Origin of the sequence: Burkholderia sp. Ax-1719, from assembly GCF_011753055.1 — a bacterium.
Classification (GTDB): Bacteria; Pseudomonadota; Gammaproteobacteria; order Burkholderiales; family Burkholderiaceae; genus Paraburkholderia.
The window spans coordinates 293,450-311,754 of sequence record NZ_VWWJ01000005.1 but is presented as its reverse complement, the minus strand read 5'-3'; the positions used below and the strand labels follow the sequence as shown (position 1 = coordinate 311,754).

At 63.0% G+C, this 18,305-nt stretch carries 16 protein-coding genes and 1 riboswitch; of the genes, 5 read left to right on the top strand and 11 right to left on the bottom strand.

Features of this window, described 5'->3' with window-relative positions; translation table 11 throughout:
- Positions 1-12: 12 nt before the first annotated feature.
- Positions 13-1,338, bottom strand: a complete 1,326-nt coding sequence (locus F3J17_RS12950; RefSeq protein ID WP_167058559.1) for an MFS transporter — start codon at positions 1,336-1,338, stop codon at positions 13-15.
- A gap of 130 nt (positions 1,339-1,468) precedes the next feature.
- Positions 1,469-2,392: a LysR substrate-binding domain-containing protein gene (locus tag F3J17_RS12945; protein ID WP_167058556.1), complete on the bottom strand. Its 924-nt coding sequence runs from the start codon at positions 2,390-2,392 to the stop codon at positions 1,469-1,471.
- 173 nt (positions 2,393-2,565) lie between these two features.
- Positions 2,566-2,656, top strand: a riboswitch (glycine riboswitch).
- Positions 2,657-2,841: 185 nt separating this feature from the next.
- Between F3J17_RS12945 and F3J17_RS12940 the strand changes: the two genes are divergently transcribed.
- Positions 2,842-4,119 carry a D-amino acid dehydrogenase gene (locus F3J17_RS12940; protein ID WP_167058553.1) on the top strand — a complete coding sequence of 426 codons (1,278 nt, stop codon included), beginning with the start codon at positions 2,842-2,844 and terminating at the stop codon, positions 4,117-4,119.
- Here the strand turns inward: F3J17_RS12940 and F3J17_RS12935 are convergent.
- Positions 4,112-4,987: a 4-hydroxy-tetrahydrodipicolinate synthase gene (locus F3J17_RS12935; RefSeq protein ID WP_167058550.1), complete on the bottom strand. Its 876-nt coding sequence runs from the start codon at positions 4,985-4,987 to the stop codon at positions 4,112-4,114. The two genes, F3J17_RS12940 and F3J17_RS12935, sit on opposite strands and share 8 nt — an antisense overlap.
- A gap of 1 nt (position 4,988) precedes the next feature.
- Positions 4,989-5,342, bottom strand: a complete 354-nt coding sequence (locus F3J17_RS12930) for a hypothetical protein (RefSeq protein WP_167058547.1) — start codon at positions 5,340-5,342, stop codon at positions 4,989-4,991.
- A gap of 205 nt (positions 5,343-5,547) precedes the next feature.
- Between F3J17_RS12930 and F3J17_RS12925 the strand changes: the two genes are divergently transcribed.
- The 3 genes from F3J17_RS12925 (at position 5,548) to F3J17_RS12915 (ending at position 7,597) form a co-directional block, all read left to right on the top strand.
- Positions 5,548-5,760, top strand: coding sequence for a hypothetical protein (locus tag F3J17_RS12925; RefSeq protein ID WP_167058544.1), 213 nt, complete (start codon positions 5,548-5,550; stop codon positions 5,758-5,760).
- A gap of 64 nt (positions 5,761-5,824) precedes the next feature.
- Positions 5,825-6,211, top strand: a complete 387-nt coding sequence (locus F3J17_RS12920; RefSeq protein WP_167058542.1) for a MarR family winged helix-turn-helix transcriptional regulator — start codon at positions 5,825-5,827, stop codon at positions 6,209-6,211.
- Positions 6,212-6,289: 78 nt separating this feature from the next.
- On the top strand, positions 6,290-7,597 hold the full coding sequence (locus F3J17_RS12915; RefSeq protein WP_167058539.1) for a chloride channel protein: 1,308 nt from the start codon (positions 6,290-6,292) through the stop codon (positions 7,595-7,597).
- A 44-nt stretch (positions 7,598-7,641) separates the two neighbouring features.
- On the opposite strand, the gene F3J17_RS12910 is transcribed toward F3J17_RS12915, so the two are convergent.
- The 3 genes from F3J17_RS12910 to F3J17_RS12900 are packed head-to-tail and all read right to left on the bottom strand — an operon-like array spanning position 7,642 to position 12,388.
- Positions 7,642-8,895, bottom strand: coding sequence for a cytochrome c (locus F3J17_RS12910; protein ID WP_167058536.1), 1,254 nt, complete (start codon positions 8,893-8,895; stop codon positions 7,642-7,644).
- Positions 8,892-9,542 (bottom strand): (2Fe-2S)-binding protein, encoded by a 651-nt coding sequence (locus F3J17_RS12905; RefSeq protein ID WP_167058533.1) that lies wholly within the window; start codon positions 9,540-9,542, stop codon positions 8,892-8,894. Before F3J17_RS12905 ends, F3J17_RS12910 begins: the two co-directional genes overlap by 4 nt.
- A complete protein-coding gene (locus F3J17_RS12900; protein ID WP_167058530.1) occupies positions 9,539-12,388 on the bottom strand; it encodes a molybdopterin cofactor-binding domain-containing protein in 2,850 nt (949 codons plus the stop codon). The genes F3J17_RS12905 and F3J17_RS12900 overlap by 4 nt, the downstream gene beginning before the upstream one ends.
- A gap of 444 nt (positions 12,389-12,832) precedes the next feature.
- Here F3J17_RS12900 and F3J17_RS12895 point away from each other — a divergent pair, with 444 nt between their 5' ends.
- On the top strand, positions 12,833-14,275 hold the full coding sequence (locus F3J17_RS12895; protein WP_167058527.1) for an MFS transporter: 1,443 nt from the start codon (positions 12,833-12,835) through the stop codon (positions 14,273-14,275).
- A 54-nt stretch (positions 14,276-14,329) separates the two neighbouring features.
- On the opposite strand, the gene F3J17_RS12890 is transcribed toward F3J17_RS12895, so the two are convergent.
- The 4 genes from F3J17_RS12890 to F3J17_RS12875 form a co-directional block, all read right to left on the bottom strand.
- Positions 14,330-15,235, bottom strand: a complete 906-nt coding sequence (locus F3J17_RS12890; RefSeq protein WP_167058524.1) for a LysR family transcriptional regulator — start codon at positions 15,233-15,235, stop codon at positions 14,330-14,332.
- 312 nt (positions 15,236-15,547) lie between these two features.
- Positions 15,548-15,931, bottom strand: a complete 384-nt coding sequence (locus F3J17_RS12885; protein WP_167058521.1) for a VOC family protein — start codon at positions 15,929-15,931, stop codon at positions 15,548-15,550.
- Between the two features lie 13 nt (positions 15,932-15,944).
- A complete protein-coding gene (locus F3J17_RS12880; RefSeq protein WP_167058518.1) occupies positions 15,945-16,904 on the bottom strand; it encodes a hydroxymethylglutaryl-CoA lyase in 960 nt (319 codons plus the stop codon).
- 14 nt (positions 16,905-16,918) lie between these two features.
- A complete protein-coding gene (locus F3J17_RS12875) occupies positions 16,919-18,109 on the bottom strand; it encodes a CoA transferase (RefSeq protein WP_167058515.1) in 1,191 nt (396 codons plus the stop codon).
- Positions 18,110-18,305: the final 196 nt, after the last annotated feature.

The following is an 18,305-nucleotide window of genomic DNA, read 5'->3' as shown; positions in this document are numbered from 1 at the left end:
CGGCGGGCGGAATCAATCGCGGCCCGGATTGCTGGGATAAAACAGCAAGGCGATAAAGCTGATCAGATAAGCGCCCAGCAGATATCCCGCAGGCGCCATGCGGCTGCCGGTCGCGCTGATGAGCCAGGTGACGGCTAGCGGGGCGAAGCCGCCGAATATCGTCACGCCAAAGCTGTACATGATTGACATGCCGGTGGCGCGATGGTGACGCGGCAGCGCCTCCATCATCATGGCCGTGCCCGCGCCGGTGCCAATCGACATCAACACGCCGGAGATCGCCACACACACCATGATGAGCGGCAGCCCCGGCGCTGAAGAAAGCAACATGAAATTGGGGATCACGATCAGCATGGAGAGCACGCTGTTGGCGATCAGAAGCGGTTTGCGGCGCGGCAGACGATCGGCGAAGCGGCCAAACAGCGGCGCGAACACCAGCATCGTGAGTCCCGATACGCAGGTCGCGGCGAACGCGGTGACCTGCGGCATGTGCAGCGTGCGGACCAGATACGTCGGCATGTAGAACACGATCACATACATCGCCGACGTGCTGCTCGTCATCAGAAACGTGCCGAGCACCAGCGTGCGGGCATGCTCGCGGAACACGGCTCCCACGCCGTTGAACGCCGACGGCTTCGCGCTCACATGCGTTTCTTCCAGATGCCTGCGGATATAGATGCCCACCGGCGCAATCAACAGGCCGAGCAGGAACGGCAGACGCCAGCCCCACGATTGCAGTGCATCGGGCGACAACGTCGCGGACACCGCCACGCCCGCGAGCGCGCCCACGAGCGCCGCGCCGCCTTGCGTCGCGGCCTGCCAGCTAACGAAATAACAGCGGCGCGCCTTGCTGCCCGACTCCATCAGCAGCGCGGAAGCCGCGCCAATCTCGCCACCCGCCGAGAGCCCCTGCAACAAGCGGCCGATCACCACCAGGATCGTTGCGCTCACACCGATACTTGCATAGCCCGGCGTGAGTGCGATCAAAGCGGTGCCAGCGGTCATCAACGCGATGGTCAGCGTGAGCGCCGCCTTACGGCCGCGCTGATCCGCGAGATTGCCGATGATGACCGCGCCCAGTGGACGCATCAGAAAACCCGCGCCGAACGTCGCAAACGACAGCAGCAGCGAAGTGAGCGCATTGCCGGTGGGAAAAAACAGCTTGCCGATGGTCACGGCAAAGAAGCTGTACAGCGTGAAGTCGTACATTTCCAGGCCGTTGCCGATTGCGGCGGCGACGATGGCGCGGCGCGTGGGCGCGCGCCGGACCGGTTCGGCCTGATGCAGGGCATGGCGCATGGCGGGCGCGCCGTCGTGCAGCGCGCGGGGCATTTCATTCATCGACGTCCTCTTGTCCACTTGTCAGAGCGATTCGGATTGCGGCGTTCGTCACCGGAAACCAGTGTTTGTTGCCAAAATCGACGCGACAAGTGACGGATTTTCAATCCGTTGACGTCTGGTTATAGCGGCGTCAAGGCTTGAGGGTATGAGGACGCGTGGGATCGTAGTCGCGCAAGGCGTCGGCGATGGCGTCGTGCAGGCGTTCGGCCGAACCCGGCAGCGTATGGCGGTCGCGCGTAACGAGCGAAATCGCGCGCGCGGGCAGCGGGTCGTCGAGATCGAGAAAGTCCATCGTTTCACGCATGAAACGGCTGCTGGTGGATTCGGAGGAAAGCAGGATGAGCGTGTCCATCTGCGAACACATCGAAAGCGCCAGCGACATCGACGAGCATTCGATCACGCGCGCGGGCAACGCCAGACCATGATCGGCGAATAACTGCACGAAGGGCGCACTCGCATCCGCCAGCGGATCGAGCACGATCCATTCGGCATCGAGCAAGGCCTTCAAGGACCGCTCGCCGCGCAACGGATGCCCCTTGCGCGCGGCAACCAGCGTCGCCATGCTGAAGACGGGCGTGCAGTCGAGCAAACCATCGGACGCCATACGCTGCGAGGTCACCGCAAAATCGAGCGTGCCTTCACGCACCTGTTCGAGCAGCTGGTTGGGCCGCATTTCCAGCATACGCAGGCGCACCTGCGGATAATCACGCCGGAATGCGGAAAGGCAATCGGCAAGTGGGCGTAACAGTGCGGTCACCGGCGTCACGCCAATGCTGATTTCGCTGATCGCATTGCCCTTCATCTCTTCCATATCGTCGCGCGCGCGACGCACGTTCTCGCTGATGAGGCGCGCATGGCCAACCAGCCGCTGACCGTAGACCGTCAGTTGAACGCCCTTGCTGGAGCGCACGAACAGCGTTGCGCCCACCTGCCCCTCCAGTTCCTTGAGCGCCTTGCTGAGCGCCGATTGCGTAACGTGCAGCACACGCGAAGCCTCCAGAATGCTGCCGGTTTCCGCAACGGCGGCGAGCGCTTTGAGTTGATGCAGTTTCATATCGGATAAAAGGGAGGGACGGACGGCACGCGGGAGTGTAACTGCAATGGCGCGCGGTTTTGCTGCGCGCTCGCCCTTCAATCCGGTAAAACCCATAGGCGAAACATCGCAGACCGAATTTTGAAAAAGCGGTTGCCGTGGGCGCGGCGCACCGCTAATCTTGAAGCGTTCTCACACGCTGCATGGAAGAGATCGTTCTACCGGAACGACGCCGACGGAGCAACCGCCCCGGAAACTCTCAGGCAAAAGGACCACGCAGCCGGAACATCTGGAGAGCGGCGCACCGCCATGGTGGCGCCCACCGAAGGGGAGCCACGCGCGTCGTAAGCGCGCGGGCGAAACTCTCAGGTACATGGACAGATGGGGCATCGGCGCCGGTTGCAATCGGCCGGCGATGCCCACTGCGCAACTTCGCTGATGCGCGCAGTCAATGCACTCTGGACCATGTCATGTCACGAATCGCCGTAATCGGCGCCGGCATTACCGGCGTCACCACCGCCTATGCACTCGCACGGCGCGGCCATAGCGTCACCGTCATCGATCGCCATCGTTACGCTGCGATGGAAACGTCGTTCGCAAACGGCGGCCAGCTTTCCGCGAGCAACGCGGAAGTCTGGAACAGCCGCGCAACCGTGTTCAAAGGCCTGCGCTGGATGATGCGACGCGATGCGCCGCTGCTCATGAATCCGCGTCCCAACTGGCATAAATACAGCTGGATCGGCGAATTTCTGCGCCAGATTCCGAATTACCGCAGCAATACCATCGAAACAGTACGCCTGGCGATCGCCGCGCGCGAACATCTGTTTTCGATTGCGCAGCGTGAATCGATCGGTTTCGATCACGAGCAGCGCGGCATTTTGCACTTCTACGCAACACGAAAGGAATTCGATTCCGCAACGAAAGTGAATGCGCTGCTGCGCGAAGGCGGGCTGGATCGGCGCGCCGTTACGCCAGAGGAAATTCGCGCAATCGAGCCTACGCTACAAGGCGATTTCCACGGCGGTTTCTTTACCGAATCCGATTCGACCGGCGACATTCACAAGTTCACGCGCGGCCTTGCGCTGGCGTGCGAACGGCTGGGCGTCGCGTTTCAATACGACACCACCGTGCAATCGATCAGCGACGCACACAACGACACGGTTTCGATCGCCACGTCGCGCGATGCGCTGCCTTCGGTTTCCACCTTCGATCGCGTGGTGATCTGCGCGGGCGTGGGCAGTCGCGCGCTCGCCGCGCAGGTGGGCGATCACGTCAACGTGTATCCGGTGAAGGGCTATTCGATCACCGTTTGCCTCGACGATGCGCGTAGTCAGGAATCCGCACCGTGGGTGAGCCTACTGGACGATGCAGCGAAAATCGTCACGAGCCGACTGGGTGCGGATCGCTTTCGCATTGCAGGGACGGCGGAAATCAACGGCGCCAATCGCGACATCCGTTCAGACCGGATCGAGCCGCTGGTGCGATGGGCGCGCACGCACTTCCCGTCGATTTCAACTTCGCGTGTGATTCCGTGGGCGGGACTGCGCCCGATGCTGCCCAGCATGTTGCCGAGAGTCGGGCGCGGCAAACAGCGCAATGTGTTCTACAACACGGGGCATGGCCATCTGGGCTGGACGCTATCGGCGGCCACTGCGGAAACCGTCGCCCTGCTGATCAGCGACGATATCGCCGATGCGCGTCCGCGCGTCGTTGCGCCTGCAACGACTGTGACCGCACGCACTAGCTGATCGAAACGGCGCGCAGTTCCTCCAGTTCCCTGCGCGCCGCTTCCAGACGCCGCACCAGCACCTCGCTCGCGGGCATGATCGGCATGCGCGTTTGCGCAGACAGGGTGCCGTCGAGCGACATCATCGCTTTGATCGCGCTGGGATTGGGCGCGGCGAATAGCAGTTTGAGGACGGGTTCGAGCCGTACGAACAGCTGGCTCGCATCCGCTTCCTTTCCCGTAATGAAAAGGCACCGCACTTCGTCCAGCAGATCGGCGCATACATGCGCGCTCGCCAGAATGCCCCCTGTTGCGCCCGCACGCAGGCAGTCGAGAAACGCATCGTCGTTACCGCAGAGCAACGCAATCGGCAACTTGCCAAACGCCGCGAAACGCTCGCGCGCGCAGGCCTTGATCGCGCGGATAGTGGGCACGCGCGCCAACTCGGCAACCGTTGCTTCCGCCAGCCCTACCCCAGTGCGATGCGGCACGTCGTAAAGCACGATATCGCGTTCGGTCGCCTGCGCAATCTGCCGGAAATGCCAGAGCAAGCCGGCCTGATCCGGACACAGATAGGCAGGCGCGGAAACCAGATACCCGGCCAGGTCCCAGACTTCCAGACGATGGATTTCGTCGACGAAAGCTGCGGTGTCGAGGCCGCCCACACCTGCGATCACAGGAATGCGCCCCGCTACGACTTCTGTGATCGCCTGCATGACCACGCTGCGTTCACGGTGGTCGAGCAGCGCGGCTTCGCCCGTTGTCCCCAATGCAACGATTCCAGCGATGCCGCTTTCCACATAGCGCCGCGTGAGCGCTTCGAGCGCGGATACATCGACCTCGCCGTCGCGAAACGGCGTCACCAGTGGCAACCAGATACCCGAATACATATCAGTGCGCCTCCTCATCGGCACGCGCGCGCAGCGCACTGATCGTCGCTTCCGGCACGACACCCAGCAGCGTGTGCAGCGTAAAGCCAAAATCCTCCGGCGCGATGTCGAGGCGAACGACGATCGAATCGCCCCGCTCGGCGGTGCGCGTCACATAGACACCAAGCGCCGAGTGGAGCAGCCCCGCCAGATGCGTGCGCGATTCAATTAGCGTTTTGCCGTTGAGGGCGATATCGAGCCAGGCGCGCGGAGCGCGAAACGGCAGGATCGTCGCGCTGGGGCGACGTGCAACGGAAACGGAAGACGAAATGGCGGAACGCGTGTCGGTAAGCGCGGAGGAATGGGCGTGTTGCATGTGAACGGGCACGGGATGCGTGCGTTGTGGCGATGAAACCAGCGTATCGGGCTTCGCGTAAAGCAGGCGTAAAAATTGCGAGGGTTACTGCAAAGACCTTGCGTTATACGGCGCGTTTACCGCGGGACCTGCCAATCCTTGCGCGCCGTTTATTCGCAACTCAATAGCATCGTTGTTTCCATATCAACATTCTTTCGGGGGATTAATGGCCATCACCATTCCGAGGCATACGCACCGTTCAGGTGAAAACGCGCTGCAGCGCGGGTCGATTGAAAGCCGGCAACTCGCGCGTCGGCGTCTGGGCGGACTGGCGATACTGGGCGCAATTGCAGCGATTGGCCTGATCGTAATGGGCGCGCCCGTCATTGGACTGGGCGTATGCATCGCCACGCTGGTACCGTTGATCGTCAGCGTTTGATGCGTGGTAACCTCCTGGCGGCCGGTCATTGCCTTTGCGACCGGCCCAGCAATCAGGAGCGCACATGAACAAGCACGATCTCGAAGCCATGTCGGCCTTCCGCTACGACCTGCGCAAATTCCTGCGCGCCTCGGAAGAGATCGCCAACGCCGCCGGCATCACGACGCTGCAATATCAACTTCTGCTGCACGTCTGCGGCTTTCCCGACCGTAAATGGGCGACGGTGGGCGAACTCGCCGAGCGCCTGCAAGGCGCTCCCAACGGCACCGCAGCGCTCGTTTCGCGCTGCGAAGTAGCCGGGCTGGTGCTGCGCAAGCCCGACCCCGCCGACCGCCGCCAGGTACAGGTGCATCTGACGCCCAAGGGCGAGTCCTTTCTGATCGAACTCGCGGCCCAGCACAGGGCGCTCTACGGTGCATTCCACTGGGTCTTCGGCGATCAGGCCGGCTAGTCACTGCGCAGGAATTCCAGGGCCGCCAGCGCGATTTATGTCACAATGTGCCATAAACTGCATTTTCCCAGCGCGTCCATGCGAATTCTGACCCTTATCGACCGCCGATCGATCCAGCGCAGCCAACGCCGCTGGATGTATCTCGGCATCTTCTGGCTCGGCGCGGTCGTCACCGGCCTCGTGGCTGTTCTGTATGCACGCCTCATCGATTACGGCTACGACCTGTTTCTGCGCATGACCGCGCATGCGGCGTGGCTGCCGCTCATCGTCACGCCGGCGGTTGCGGCGCTGGGCGTCTGGCTCACGCGCCGATGGTTTCCGGGCTCGGAAGGCAGCGGTATTCCGCAGGTCATCGCGACGCTGCACGATGTGCGCACGCTGGGTCCGCGTTTGCTCACGCTGCGCATCCTCGTCGGCAAGATTGCCCTGTCGTTTCTGGCGATTCTCGGCGGCTTCACCATCGGCCGCGAGGGTCCGACGATTCATGTGGGCGCGGCGCTGATGTTCAGCCTGCGGCGCTTCTATCCGGCGCGCCTGCGCAGCATCTACGGGGTCGGCCTCGAACATAAACTCGCTCTCGCGGGCGCGGCAGCGGGTCTTTCGGCGGCGTTCAATGCGCCGCTTGCGGGTGTCGTGTTCGCCATCGAGGAACTGACACGCAGCTTCGAGCAACGCACGAGCGGCGTCCTGATCACGGCGATCATCTTCGCGGGCGTCGTCTCACTCGCTCTGCAGGGCAACTACGTCTATTTCGGCACCATCGCCATCGACGGGCATTTCCCCAACCTGCTCGCAGCGGCAGTCGTGCTGGTGGGCGTGCTGACGGGGATAGCGGGCGGCATCTTCTGCTGGTTGCTGCTCAACACGCCGCGCTGGATGCCCGCCCGGCTGCTCTCGTTGCGCGCGCAACGGCCTGTTGCGTTCGGCGCGGTGTGTGGATTCTTTATCGCCGTGATCGGCGTGGCGAGCGGCGGCCATCTGTTCGGCAGCGGCTACGCGGAAGCGCGCAATATGCTCGAAGGGCATTCGCAGCTCAGCGCCGCTTATCCGCTCTTCAAGATGGCGTCGATGGTGGGATCGTATCTGCCGGGCACGCCGGGCGGCCTGTTCGCGCCGTCACTGGCGATTGGCGCGGGCATGGGCAACGCGCTGCATATGGTGTTCGGGCAGATGCAGTTGCCGATGCTGATCGCGCTCGGCATGGTGGGCTATCTCGCCGCTGTGACGCAAAGCCCGATTACGGCCTTCGTGATCGTGATCGAGATGATCAACGGGCACGCGCTGGTGCTGTCGTTGATGGCGACGGCGCTGATCGCCAGCCAGGTGTCCAAACTGTTCGCGCCACCGCTCTATGAAGCGCTGGCGCAGAGGTATCTGCGAACTTGAAACGCGGTGGCAGGAAAGCAGTCGGCTCTCCTGCCACCGTTGTTTCAGCGCAGTGCTTTGACGTCGCTTGCCGTGACGTTCGCTGCCTGGCCGCCCCACGTCGCGCGCAGATAGTTCGACAGTTGCGCGAGTTCATCGTCGCTCAGGGTCGAGGAAAACGCCGGCATCGCCTGCATGTTCTCGACGCCCGCGAACTTCTGTGTATCGATGCCGTCGAGCATCGCCACCAGCAGGTTGTGCGGATCGCTCTGACGCAGTGTTGAATTGCCGTTCATCGCCACCGCAACATGCGGCTTGCCCTCGCCCGCCAGCCCGTGACATCCCGCACACACCGCGAGATACACCGAACGTCCTGCCGCGAGCGCCGCGACATCGGCGGACACGGCCGCGACCGGCTGCGGTGCGGGCGGCGTATCGCCGAGCAGATAGACCGATAGCGCACGCACATCATCTTTGCTGAGGTACTGCGTGCTCAGATGCACGACCGGATACATCTCGCCGAACGCCGAGCCTTGCGGCGCGATCCCGACGCTAAAGAACGTCTGCAGATCGGCGGCAGTCCAGCCCCGCCCGGCGAGTCCAGCCGGCGTGATATCCGGCGCGACGACGCGCCCGAGCGCCGCGCCCGAAAGCGGCTTCGCATCGACCAGCTGGCCCGCAAAATTGCGCGGCGTATGGCATTCGGCGCAATGGCCGAGCGCGTTTGCCAGATAGCGTCCGCGCTGCCAGTCCGCCGATTGCCCTGCCGATGCATCAGGCAAGGCGTCCTTGAGGAACACCATGTCCCATAACGCCATGCCGAAGCGCAGGTTGTACGGGAACTTGAGGTCGTGCTCGTGGTTCGCCACGGGCGCGGGCTTCACCGACATCAGGTAGGCATAGATCGCGTCCGAATCGGCGCGCGTGAGCTGACGATAGGACGTGTATGGCATCGACGGATACAGGCGCTTGCCGCGCGCATTGCCGTCGTGCAGCGCGCGATAGAAGTCGTCCGCACTCCAGTCGCCGATGCCGTGCTCTTTATCGGGCGTGATATTCGAGCCATAGAACGCGCCATAAGGCGAGGCGATTTTCACGCCGCCAGCAAACGGCGCGCCGTCCTGCGAGGTATGGCAGGCGGCGCAGTCAGCAGCCTTGACGAGGTAGCGGCCGTGCGCGATCTGTTCGGGCGTGGGCGTAAAGGCTGCGTTCGCATTGTCTGATTGCGACGATTCCTGCTGCCCGCACGCCGCTAACGTTAGCGCGCACGCAGCGATCAACACGCCGTGCGCGATGCGATGAATGAGCGCGCGCTTCATGCCGCGTCCTTCACGAGACCGGGCGTAGTCATCACCACGTCCTTGACCGCTTCGTAATAGCGCACATAGCCCGTGCAGCGGCACAGATGGCCGTCGAGCGCGGTCATGATGGTGCTTTCGACGTCGGCCTTCGCAACCGGTTCGCGCTTGAGGCGTTCGATCAGCACGGTGGCGGCGTTGACGAAACCCGGCGTGCAGTAGCCGCACTGGAAGCTGAAGTGCTCCAGGAACTTCTGCTGGATCGGCGAGAGTTCGACGACTTCGCCCGCTTCGTTGCGCTTTGCGTGGCCTTCGACGGTGCGGATCGTGCGGCCGTTGAAGAAGTGCGCGCCGGTGATGCAAGTGCGCATTTCCTCGCTCGTGCCGTCGGTCTTGTCGAGGATCACCACGCAGGCGTGGCACACGCCCTGCCCGCAGCCGAGACGCGAGCCGGTCAGGCCCGCGTACTCGTGCAGGAACTCGATCATCATGAGGCCCTCGGGCACCTGCATCGGGCCGACTGCCTTGCCGTTGATCGTAAGCGAAAGCGCCTTGGGCTTGTATTGCACGAGCGGGCGCTCGACGGGCGCGTTCGTCTGTGCCTGCGGTGAGGAAGCCGCGGCGGCGCTGGCGCTCACCGCGGAAGCAGCGGATTGGGGCAGCGTCATGCGAGCACCTCCTGAATTTTTTGCGGGGTCACCGGCAAGTCGGTGAAGCGATGGCCGATGGCATGCGCGATACCGTTCACGACCGCGCCCACCACGGGAATCATCACCACTTCGGCGATGCCCTTGGGCGGATCGGTCTCGGACAGCGGCGGCAGCACCTCGCCGCTCTGCGTCCACACGGCGACGTCCGATGCGCGCGGCAACTGGTATCGGTTGAAGTTCCACGTACCGTTACCGGGACCGTCTTCGTAGAGCGGCAGATATTCGTGCAGCGCATGGCCGATGCCCATCGCCAGACCGCCCTGCAACTGGCCCGAAACCAGTTGCGGCGAAATCTGGTTGCCACACTCCATGATCGAATGATGCGTGAGCAATTCGACCTTGCCGGTTGCTTCATGCACAGCGAGCTCGACCAGCGTGCCGACCGCGCTGTAGTAGGTCACCGCCGCGTTATTGCGGCTCATCGGCGGGATGAATACGCGCTTGCGGTCCAGCACGCGATAGCCGTTAGCGGTGACGCTCAAGGTTGTGGGCGCAACGGTTGCCGTCGTTGCCGTACTGCCGTCACCCTTTCCATAGCGCAAGGAAAGCGCGTCGATCGGCATGCGTTCAATCGTTGCGCCGATATCGAACTCGGCTTCGGTCCATTGCCAGCGGTTGAACACGTGCACGGCCGCGCCAGTAGCCAGGCCCATCGCATGCGCCTGTTTCGCGATCTGTTCGAGCGGCAACGGTTCAAGCCCCGCTGCAGTGAGCTTGCCGTCCACCCAGCGCGCGTCTTCGATACGCACCACCAGCGGCGCAGCCTGGCCGCCGCCGATGCCCTGCCCCCAGATCGCCATCGCCGCCGGCCAGAGGCCGAAGCGGAACACGGCGCGCGCCGCTTCGCGCGTGCTATGCGTGAAGTAATACGCGGAATTGGTTGCACTCGACGGCGAGGCGATATTTGGCGTCCAGCGCGGGTTCACGCTGGCCTTGTCCTGATCGGCCTGGCTCATCATGTAGGGATCGCCGCTCGTCACCACCGGCAGATCGGGCCAGTCCGTCACGGCTACACGAATGTCCGCTGCGGGCTTGCCGAGCCACTTCGCCACGGCCACGGCCTGCGATGTCGACATGCCCGTGCCGATCTCCGCACCCGTGTGCTGCAGAGAGATATTGCCGTTCTCGTCGATTTCGACTTTCGCGATCGATGCTTCGGATCCCGTACCAAAGTCCTTTTGCACGCAGGCGAAGCCTACGCCATAGCGCTTGCCCGGATTGGCCGCTTCGTACTCGGTCTTGCGCTTCGCGCGCTGCGTCCACAACGGATGCGCTTTCGCGCGTTCGAGCACGTCGTCCACGCGGATCGCGCCAGCGGGAATCGCGCCCTGGGTGTTCTTCATGCCCGAGCGCAACGCGTTCTTGATGCGGAAATCGATTGGATCGACGCCCAGCTGCGCAGCGATTTCGTCGACGGCCATTTCGGTCGCCGCCATGCTTTGCAGCGTACCGTAGCCACGCGCGGAACCCGCATCGATTGCGCGCGAGGCGATCGCCACCGCCGCGAAGTCGTTCTTCGGGAAGTAGTAGATCGATTGCGCAGCGGTCGCGCCGACCATCGCCACCGAAGGCGAAAAATTGCAGCGTCCGCCGCCGTTGGCTTCGAAATCGCCCTTGAACGATTGCAGCAAACCGGTCTTGCGATCCACGGCGATGCGGTAATGCATCTTGAACGCGTGGCGCTTGAGCGCGGTCTGGAACTGCTCGTAGCGGTCGTTGGCGAAGCGCACCGGGCGGCCGTCGCCGTACAGCGCCGCTACCAGCCCGTAATAAGGCACGTTGAAGTGATCCTTCGAACCGTAGCCCACCGTGTAGCACGGATGCAGGAACAGTTGCTTCACCGGGAAGTGACACTTCGCGACCATACCAGCAGCGGCATCCGCCACTTCGAGCGGCGACTGCGTGGGCACCACCATGTGCAGCGACTGCGTGGCGGCGTCGTACCAGACGTTAGCGTTATCGGGTTCGAGCGCGGCAGTATCGACGGATTGCGTGTTGTATTCGCGATCGAACACCAGCCAGTCCGGCGACGGATGATCGAGTTCGTCGGCGATACGCCCGGCGTGGAACATGCCCTGCTCGTCGAGCTTGCCGTGTTCGTTGCCGTCCGGCCAGACCGGCGCGTGCTTGCGCATCATGCTCGGGAAGATGGGCGCGTCCTTGAGGCTCGAATAGACGTCGTCGTCATAGGCCGTCTTGCCGCCCACGCGCACAAAGCGGAACGTGCCCCACGGATCGCGCTCGAGCGCTCCCGTCTGTGCGCCGTAGCGGATCACGTCGTCGCGGAATTTGAGCGCATTCTTTGCGAAGCGAAAGCGCGCGAAGTCGTGATAGATCAGGATCGCGACGGCCTGGCCCAGATAGGCGGGCGTCTTGCCCGCGGGCAGCAGCATGTCGTCGCCGTAGAAGGCCGGAAAGGCGAGACCATCGCGCGCGAGATCGTCGGCGGTAACGACGCGGTCGGGCTTGAGATCGTCGCCCAACAGACCAAGGTCGAAGCCTTCGTAGAGGCGGTCGGCCTGGGTGGTGCGCAGGATCAGCGCATGGGCCTGCTGCTGCGGCCAGTGGGGCATGTCGGCGGCGCGGATGTCGCGCGCGAAGACCTTCGAGCCCGTGACTTTAGCGATACCGTCGATACGGAACTTGGGTGCGCCGGTAGCGCTATCCCATTTGACCGGTGTGAGGAGTTTTTCTTCGAACAGGGCAGCGAATGCGCGGCTGCCAAACGGCGCCACATATACCGCCACGCCCGCCAGCATGCTGGCTTTGAGAAAACCCCGCCGTGACAGGCCGTGGTTTTTCATGAGGGGACCTCCAGGTGCGTGCGCGACTCACAAAGGCGACAGAGTGTCGCGGCTTGCGGAGCGGCCCGCATTCTGGCATCGAGATTCATACGATCCCATAGCGATCTTCACATAGACAACTTATTGGGGCCGTTATAAGCCCATGCAGCCGGGCGTACGGCGCCAAACCGCCGAAGAGGCGGCTCGGCGAAACACTGATGCGCATCAATATATTGCGCCGATTCTGGTTAGGCGCATATTTATCAAGATACGACTGCAGGCTTTCCTGGCAAGAAAGGAGGCTTGATCCATCCGCAATTTTCGCGCTGGTCAAAATCGCCGACACTGATATCAGGTGTCAGTGCCACACAGCGGAGCAGCATCCACCCCGGATCAGTCCCGATTTACGCACTCGCCTGACCGTCGGCCCTGACGAGCCGCGGCATACCTATACCAGGAGACACGATGAACAGCCAACCTCTGGATCTGGGCGGCCACGCAGGCCCAGGCGGCCCTTCGGCGGCAAGCCGCGCCGCGCAGGACCGCACGTCGCGCGCCACTACGCTTGGCGCCTTCATGGACGAGATGCCGGTGGGCGCGCTGCACCGCTTCGTGGTGTGGGTCGTCGGCATCGGCCTGTTCTTCGACATGTACGAGATCTTTCTCGTCAGTTCAATCGGCTCGGCGCTGCAAAACGAGTACGGTCTGGACAGCCACAGCACCGATTTCAAGCTGCTGCTGGCCTCTGCGTTTATCGGCATGTTCTTCGGCTCGCTGTGCCTGGGCAGTCTCGCCGACCGCATCGGCCGCCGCCGCGCCTTCCTGCTCACGCTGGTCTGGTACAGCGCGTTTTCGTTGCTGGGCGCGTTCTCCGTCGATGCGACCATGCTCGTGATCTGCCGCTTTCTCACCGGCATCGGCGTGGGCGCGATCTATCCCGTGGCGGACAGTTACCTCTCCGAAATCCTGCCAAAGGACAAACGCGGGCGACTTGCCGCCTGGGCCTATACCACCTCGTATGTTGCCGTGCCGCTAGTGGGCTTTCTGGCCGTGTGGCTCAATCCGCTTCACTACGACGGCATCGCGGGCTGGCGCGTGATTCTGGCGATTGGCGGGCTGGGCGCGGTGTTCGTGCTGGCCGTCAAGCATCGCCTTCCGGAAAGCCCGCGCTGGCTGCTCGCACAAGGCCGCACGCAGGAGGCGCACGCCACGCTGCGCCGTTTCGCCGATAGCGCAGGCGTTGCCATGCCGGCCTCCTTCGAAGAACCGGGCGAGCGCAAGCATCCTTTGGGCCTGCGCGAGCGTATCGCCGTGCTCGGCAAAGCGCCTTATGACAAGCGCTACGTGATGCTGGTGATCTTCCACCTGTTTCAGGGCTTCGGCTATTACGGCTTTGGCTCGCTCGCGGGCGTGGTGGTGAAAAGCCGCGGTTTCGATGTGACGGGTAGCACGCTGTTCGTCGCGCTCTCGTTTCTCGGCTATCCGATTGGCTCGCTGCTTTCCGTGCCGCTGCTCAACTGGATCGAGCGGCGCACGCTGGTGATCGGTTCGCTCGTGACGATTGCGCTGTTCGGCCTGGGTTTTGCGTATTCGAACAATGCGACCATGATTATCTGCTTCGGGGTGCTGACGACTTGCGCCTCCAATGTGTTCAGCAATTCGTATCACGTCTATCAAGCCGAAATCTTCCCCGCAAGCGTGCGCTCGACCGCAATCGGCAGCACCTATTCGCTTTCGCGCATCGTCAGCAGTGCCCTGCCCTTCATCCTGCTGCCGGTGCTGACCCAGCATGGGCCGCTGGCGATGTTCGGCGTGATTTCGGCGGCGCTCGCCATTGTCGCGGTGACCTTGCGCGCGCTCGGGCCGCTCACGACGCGCCGTAGTCAGGACGAGATCAATCCGGTTTGAGGCAGTCGCAACGCAAGTTGTACAAGGCCGGGGTTCAATTCAACCCCGGCCTTTTCATTGCTGGCTGCGCGCCGACATATAGTCGAACAGGCTTGCGACATCCGATTTCGGCGCACTGCCCGCCTTGATGCCGACCCACAGCGTGCGCGTAGACCACGCATCCGAAAGTTTCACTTTGGAAACGCCAATCTTGCCGCGTTCGTCGCTGACCGAATCGCGCGGCAAAATGCCGATGCCCAGACCGGCTTCGATCATGCGGCACACGCCATCGAAGTTCGACGCCTGAATGCGCAGCTTGAGGGAGCGCTCGGCGGCAAACGCCGCGTCGGTCATGCGCGCGAGCAGCGAACTGCCATCGCTCAGGCCCACGTAGTCTTCATCGAGCGTATCGGCAAAGCGCATGATTTCCTGCTGCGCGAACCGGTGTCCCTGCGGCACCAGCAGCACCAGTTCGTCGCGCCGATAAAGACGCCGCTCGATGCCAGGCGCGGGCACGTTGTCCGCGAACACGCCAATATCCGCTTTACCCGCGCCCAGCGCTTCGACGATCTCGTGACTAAGCCGCTCTTCCAGACTCACCTTGATGCCCGGATGACCGTTGAGAAAGCCCGCGAGATCGACCGGCAAAAACTGCACGATCGCCGAGGTATTGGCCCACATCCTCACGTGGCCGCGCACACCCGCTGCGTAGTCGCCCATCTCGCTCGCCATGCGGTTGACCTGATCGATGACGCGGCTCGCATGATCGAGTAACGCGATGCCGGCGGGCGTGAGTTCGACGCCGCGCGCGCGGCGGATGAACAGCGCACAGTCCGTCACGCTCTCCAGCTCCGCGATGCGTTTGCTCACGGCGGACAGGGTGAGTTGGCCATGCTCAGCGGCTTTGGTGAGGCTGCCGTGTTCCGCGACGAGCAGAAACACGCGCAGCGATTGCAGATCGAAATGAAGCGGATTGACCATGATTCGGGAATTGGGTTTGCCGATGAGGCCGATGCAGAGGGCTTCCACAAGCCCAGGTGAGCGACCATTGTGCGGCATCCAGCGCGCGCGTGAAAGTGGCGGCGCAATGCGGGTTTCCATCAGGAAACCATGCGTGGCGGATGGTAGAGAGATGAGGCGTGAGGCGGACGCGCACACGGCGCGTCCGTGCATGGACGGTATGCCCATGCCTTCGGCAGCTTGCCGGCGCCCCCCGGCAAGCTGCGAAAGATCGCGGTAAATATCGGGAAAACTTTATCTCCGATCGGAAACGCCGTTCCCGACCAGCGGCGTTCAGATCAGTTCGGAAATCTCGATGAGGTTCAGATCGGGATCGCGCACGTAGACCGAGCGGATCTTCTGCGTCGCGCCCGTGCGCTCGACCGGCCCTTCGACGATGGGCCATTCGAGCTTGTTGAGATGCGCAATCACCGCATCGAGCGGCACGGCGGCGATAAAGCAAAGGTCGAGCGCGCCGGGCACGGGCACGTGCGCCTTCGGCTCGAATTCAGCACCGCGCACATGCAGATTGATCTTCTGGTTGCCGAAACGAAACGCCAGCCGCCCCGCGCCGAACGTCTCCAGTTGCATCTGCAGCACCTCGGTATAGAAGTGCTTCGTGGCTTCGGGGTCCACGCAGGTCAGCACCAGATGGTCGAGATGGTCGATCAATGCCATGAGTCTTGACTCCTTATGTGAATGCGCGCTGCGCGGGCATACCCTGCACGCTGTCCGGCAGCGGATGAAGATCGGTGCGGCGACCGGCCTTGAGGATCTGGCTTGGCACGTCATGGCCGATCAGTGCGGGCAGACGCGCGGCGGCATCAAGCACTGCGGCCAGATTTACGCCGGTATCGTAGCCGTCCAGTTCGAGCATGTGAACCAGCTCTTCGGTGCAGACATTGCCCGTTGCGCCCGGCGCATAGGGACAGCCGCCCAGGCCGCCCAGCGATGCGTCGAAACGCACGATGCCGGCGTCGAGCGCGGCCAGCGTATTGGCCAGCGCCATGCCACGCGTATTGTGAAAATGCAGCGTCAGGTCCAGTTCGCCGAATTGCGTGCGCGCACGCTCGCACAATTCGCGCACCTGATTCGGATACGCCATGCCGGTGGTATCGCACAGCGTGACGCCCTGTACGCCGCGCTCTGCAAAGCGCGCCATCCAGTCGAGCACGATCGGTATTGGCACGTCGCCTTCCATCGGGCAACCCATCGCCGTAGAGAGCGAAACGTTGATCGCTACGCCCGTGTCACGCACGGCTTCAATCACATCACCCAGTTGTGCGAACGATTGCTCGCGCGTCATACGCAGATTCGCGCGATTGTGGCTTTCGCTCACCGACATCACGAGATTCACTTCGTCCACATTGCACGACAGCGCGCGCTCCGCACCGCGCACATTCGGCACCAGCACGGTGTAGACGACGCCCGGCGCACGTTTGATGCCGCGCATCACGGCTTCGGCGTCACGCAGCGCAGGGATCGCTTTTGGCGAAGTAAAGGAGGTCACTTCGATCTTCGCGTAGCCGCAGGCGCTTAGCGCATTTATCAGCGCGATCTTGTCGTCCGTGTCGATAAAGGCCGCTTCGTTCTGGAAGCCGTCGCGTGTAGCGACTTCGTTGAGGTACAAACGCTTAATCTGATTCGTCATCAAAGTCCCCTGGTTCAGATCACGCCGCGTGCGCGCCAATCGTCGCGCGTCGTTGCGTCGATACCGATCGCTGCCAGCACCGTGTCCGTATGTTCGCCGAGCGTCGGCGCGCTGTGCTCGATGGTGCCGGGCGTCGCGTTGAGTTTCGGCACGATGCCGGGCACCTGCACGGGCGTACCGTCGGGCAAGCGATCTTCGACGATCATTTCGCGCGCGTGATAGTGCGGATCGACCGCGATATCCGCGACGTCGTAAATGCGCCCCGCCGGAATGCGCGCTTCATTGAGCGCGGCGAGAACGTCGTCGAGCGTGCGTTGCGCGCACCAGGCGCTGATCGCCTCGTCGATACGACCCACCTGCGCAACGCGGCCATCGTTGGCGGCAAGCGTCGGATCGGCGCCCAGATCGGGGCGCGCGATCAATTCCATCAGACGGCGGAAAATGCTGTCGCCGTTGCCGGCGATCAAGGCGTATTTGCCGTCGCTGCAACGGTAAGCATTGCTCGGCGCGATGCCGGGCAAGCTGCTGCCCGCAGGCTGCCGCACCGCGCCAAACACCGAGTATTCGGGCAGCAGACTTTCCATCATGTTGAACACGGACTCGTAGAGCGCGACATCGACCACCTGGCCTTTGCCGCCCTGCTGCTCGCGATGGCGCAGCGCAAGCAGAATGCCGATCACGCCATGCAGCGCCGACAACGAGTCGCCAATCGAAATTCCCACCCGAACCGGCGTGCGCTCCGGCTCGCCGCTCAAATGGCGCAGGCCGCCCATCGCTTCCGCCACTACGCCAAAGCCGGGCCGGTCGCGATACGGGCCGGTTTGCCCATAGCCGGAAACGCGCAACATGATGAGCCCCGGGTTGATCTCGCTGAGCACATCCCACCCCAAGCCCCAGCCTTCGAGCGTGCCAGGGCGAAAATTCTCGATCAGCACATCGGTTTCCGATACGAGACGGCGGATCACATCCTGCCCCTCCGGCGAGCGCAGATCGAGCGTGAGCGACTGCTTGTTGCGCGATTGCGCAGCCCACCACACGGACGTGCCTTCGTGCAGCAGACGCCATTTGCGCAGCGGATCGCCGCTGCCCGGCGGTTCGACCTTGATGACGCTCGCACCGAATTCGGCGAGCATTTTCCCGGCGAACGGGCCCGCGATCAGTTGCCCAAGTTCCAGAACGCGAATTCCCGAAAGGGGTCGTGACATGATTGTCTCCAGGCTGGTTTTGACTCTGGACGTCATCATGGGCGCGATTGGACGCTTTGATAATCGATCGTTGCTCAATCGAGGTTGAGCAAATGGAAAGGCTTGGCGCGCATTTCCTTATCGGAAACTTTTGTCGCCTATTGAGCAAACCACGCGCGCGGCACACGCCGCACAATGCGGCGTCCCCGTCCACTCT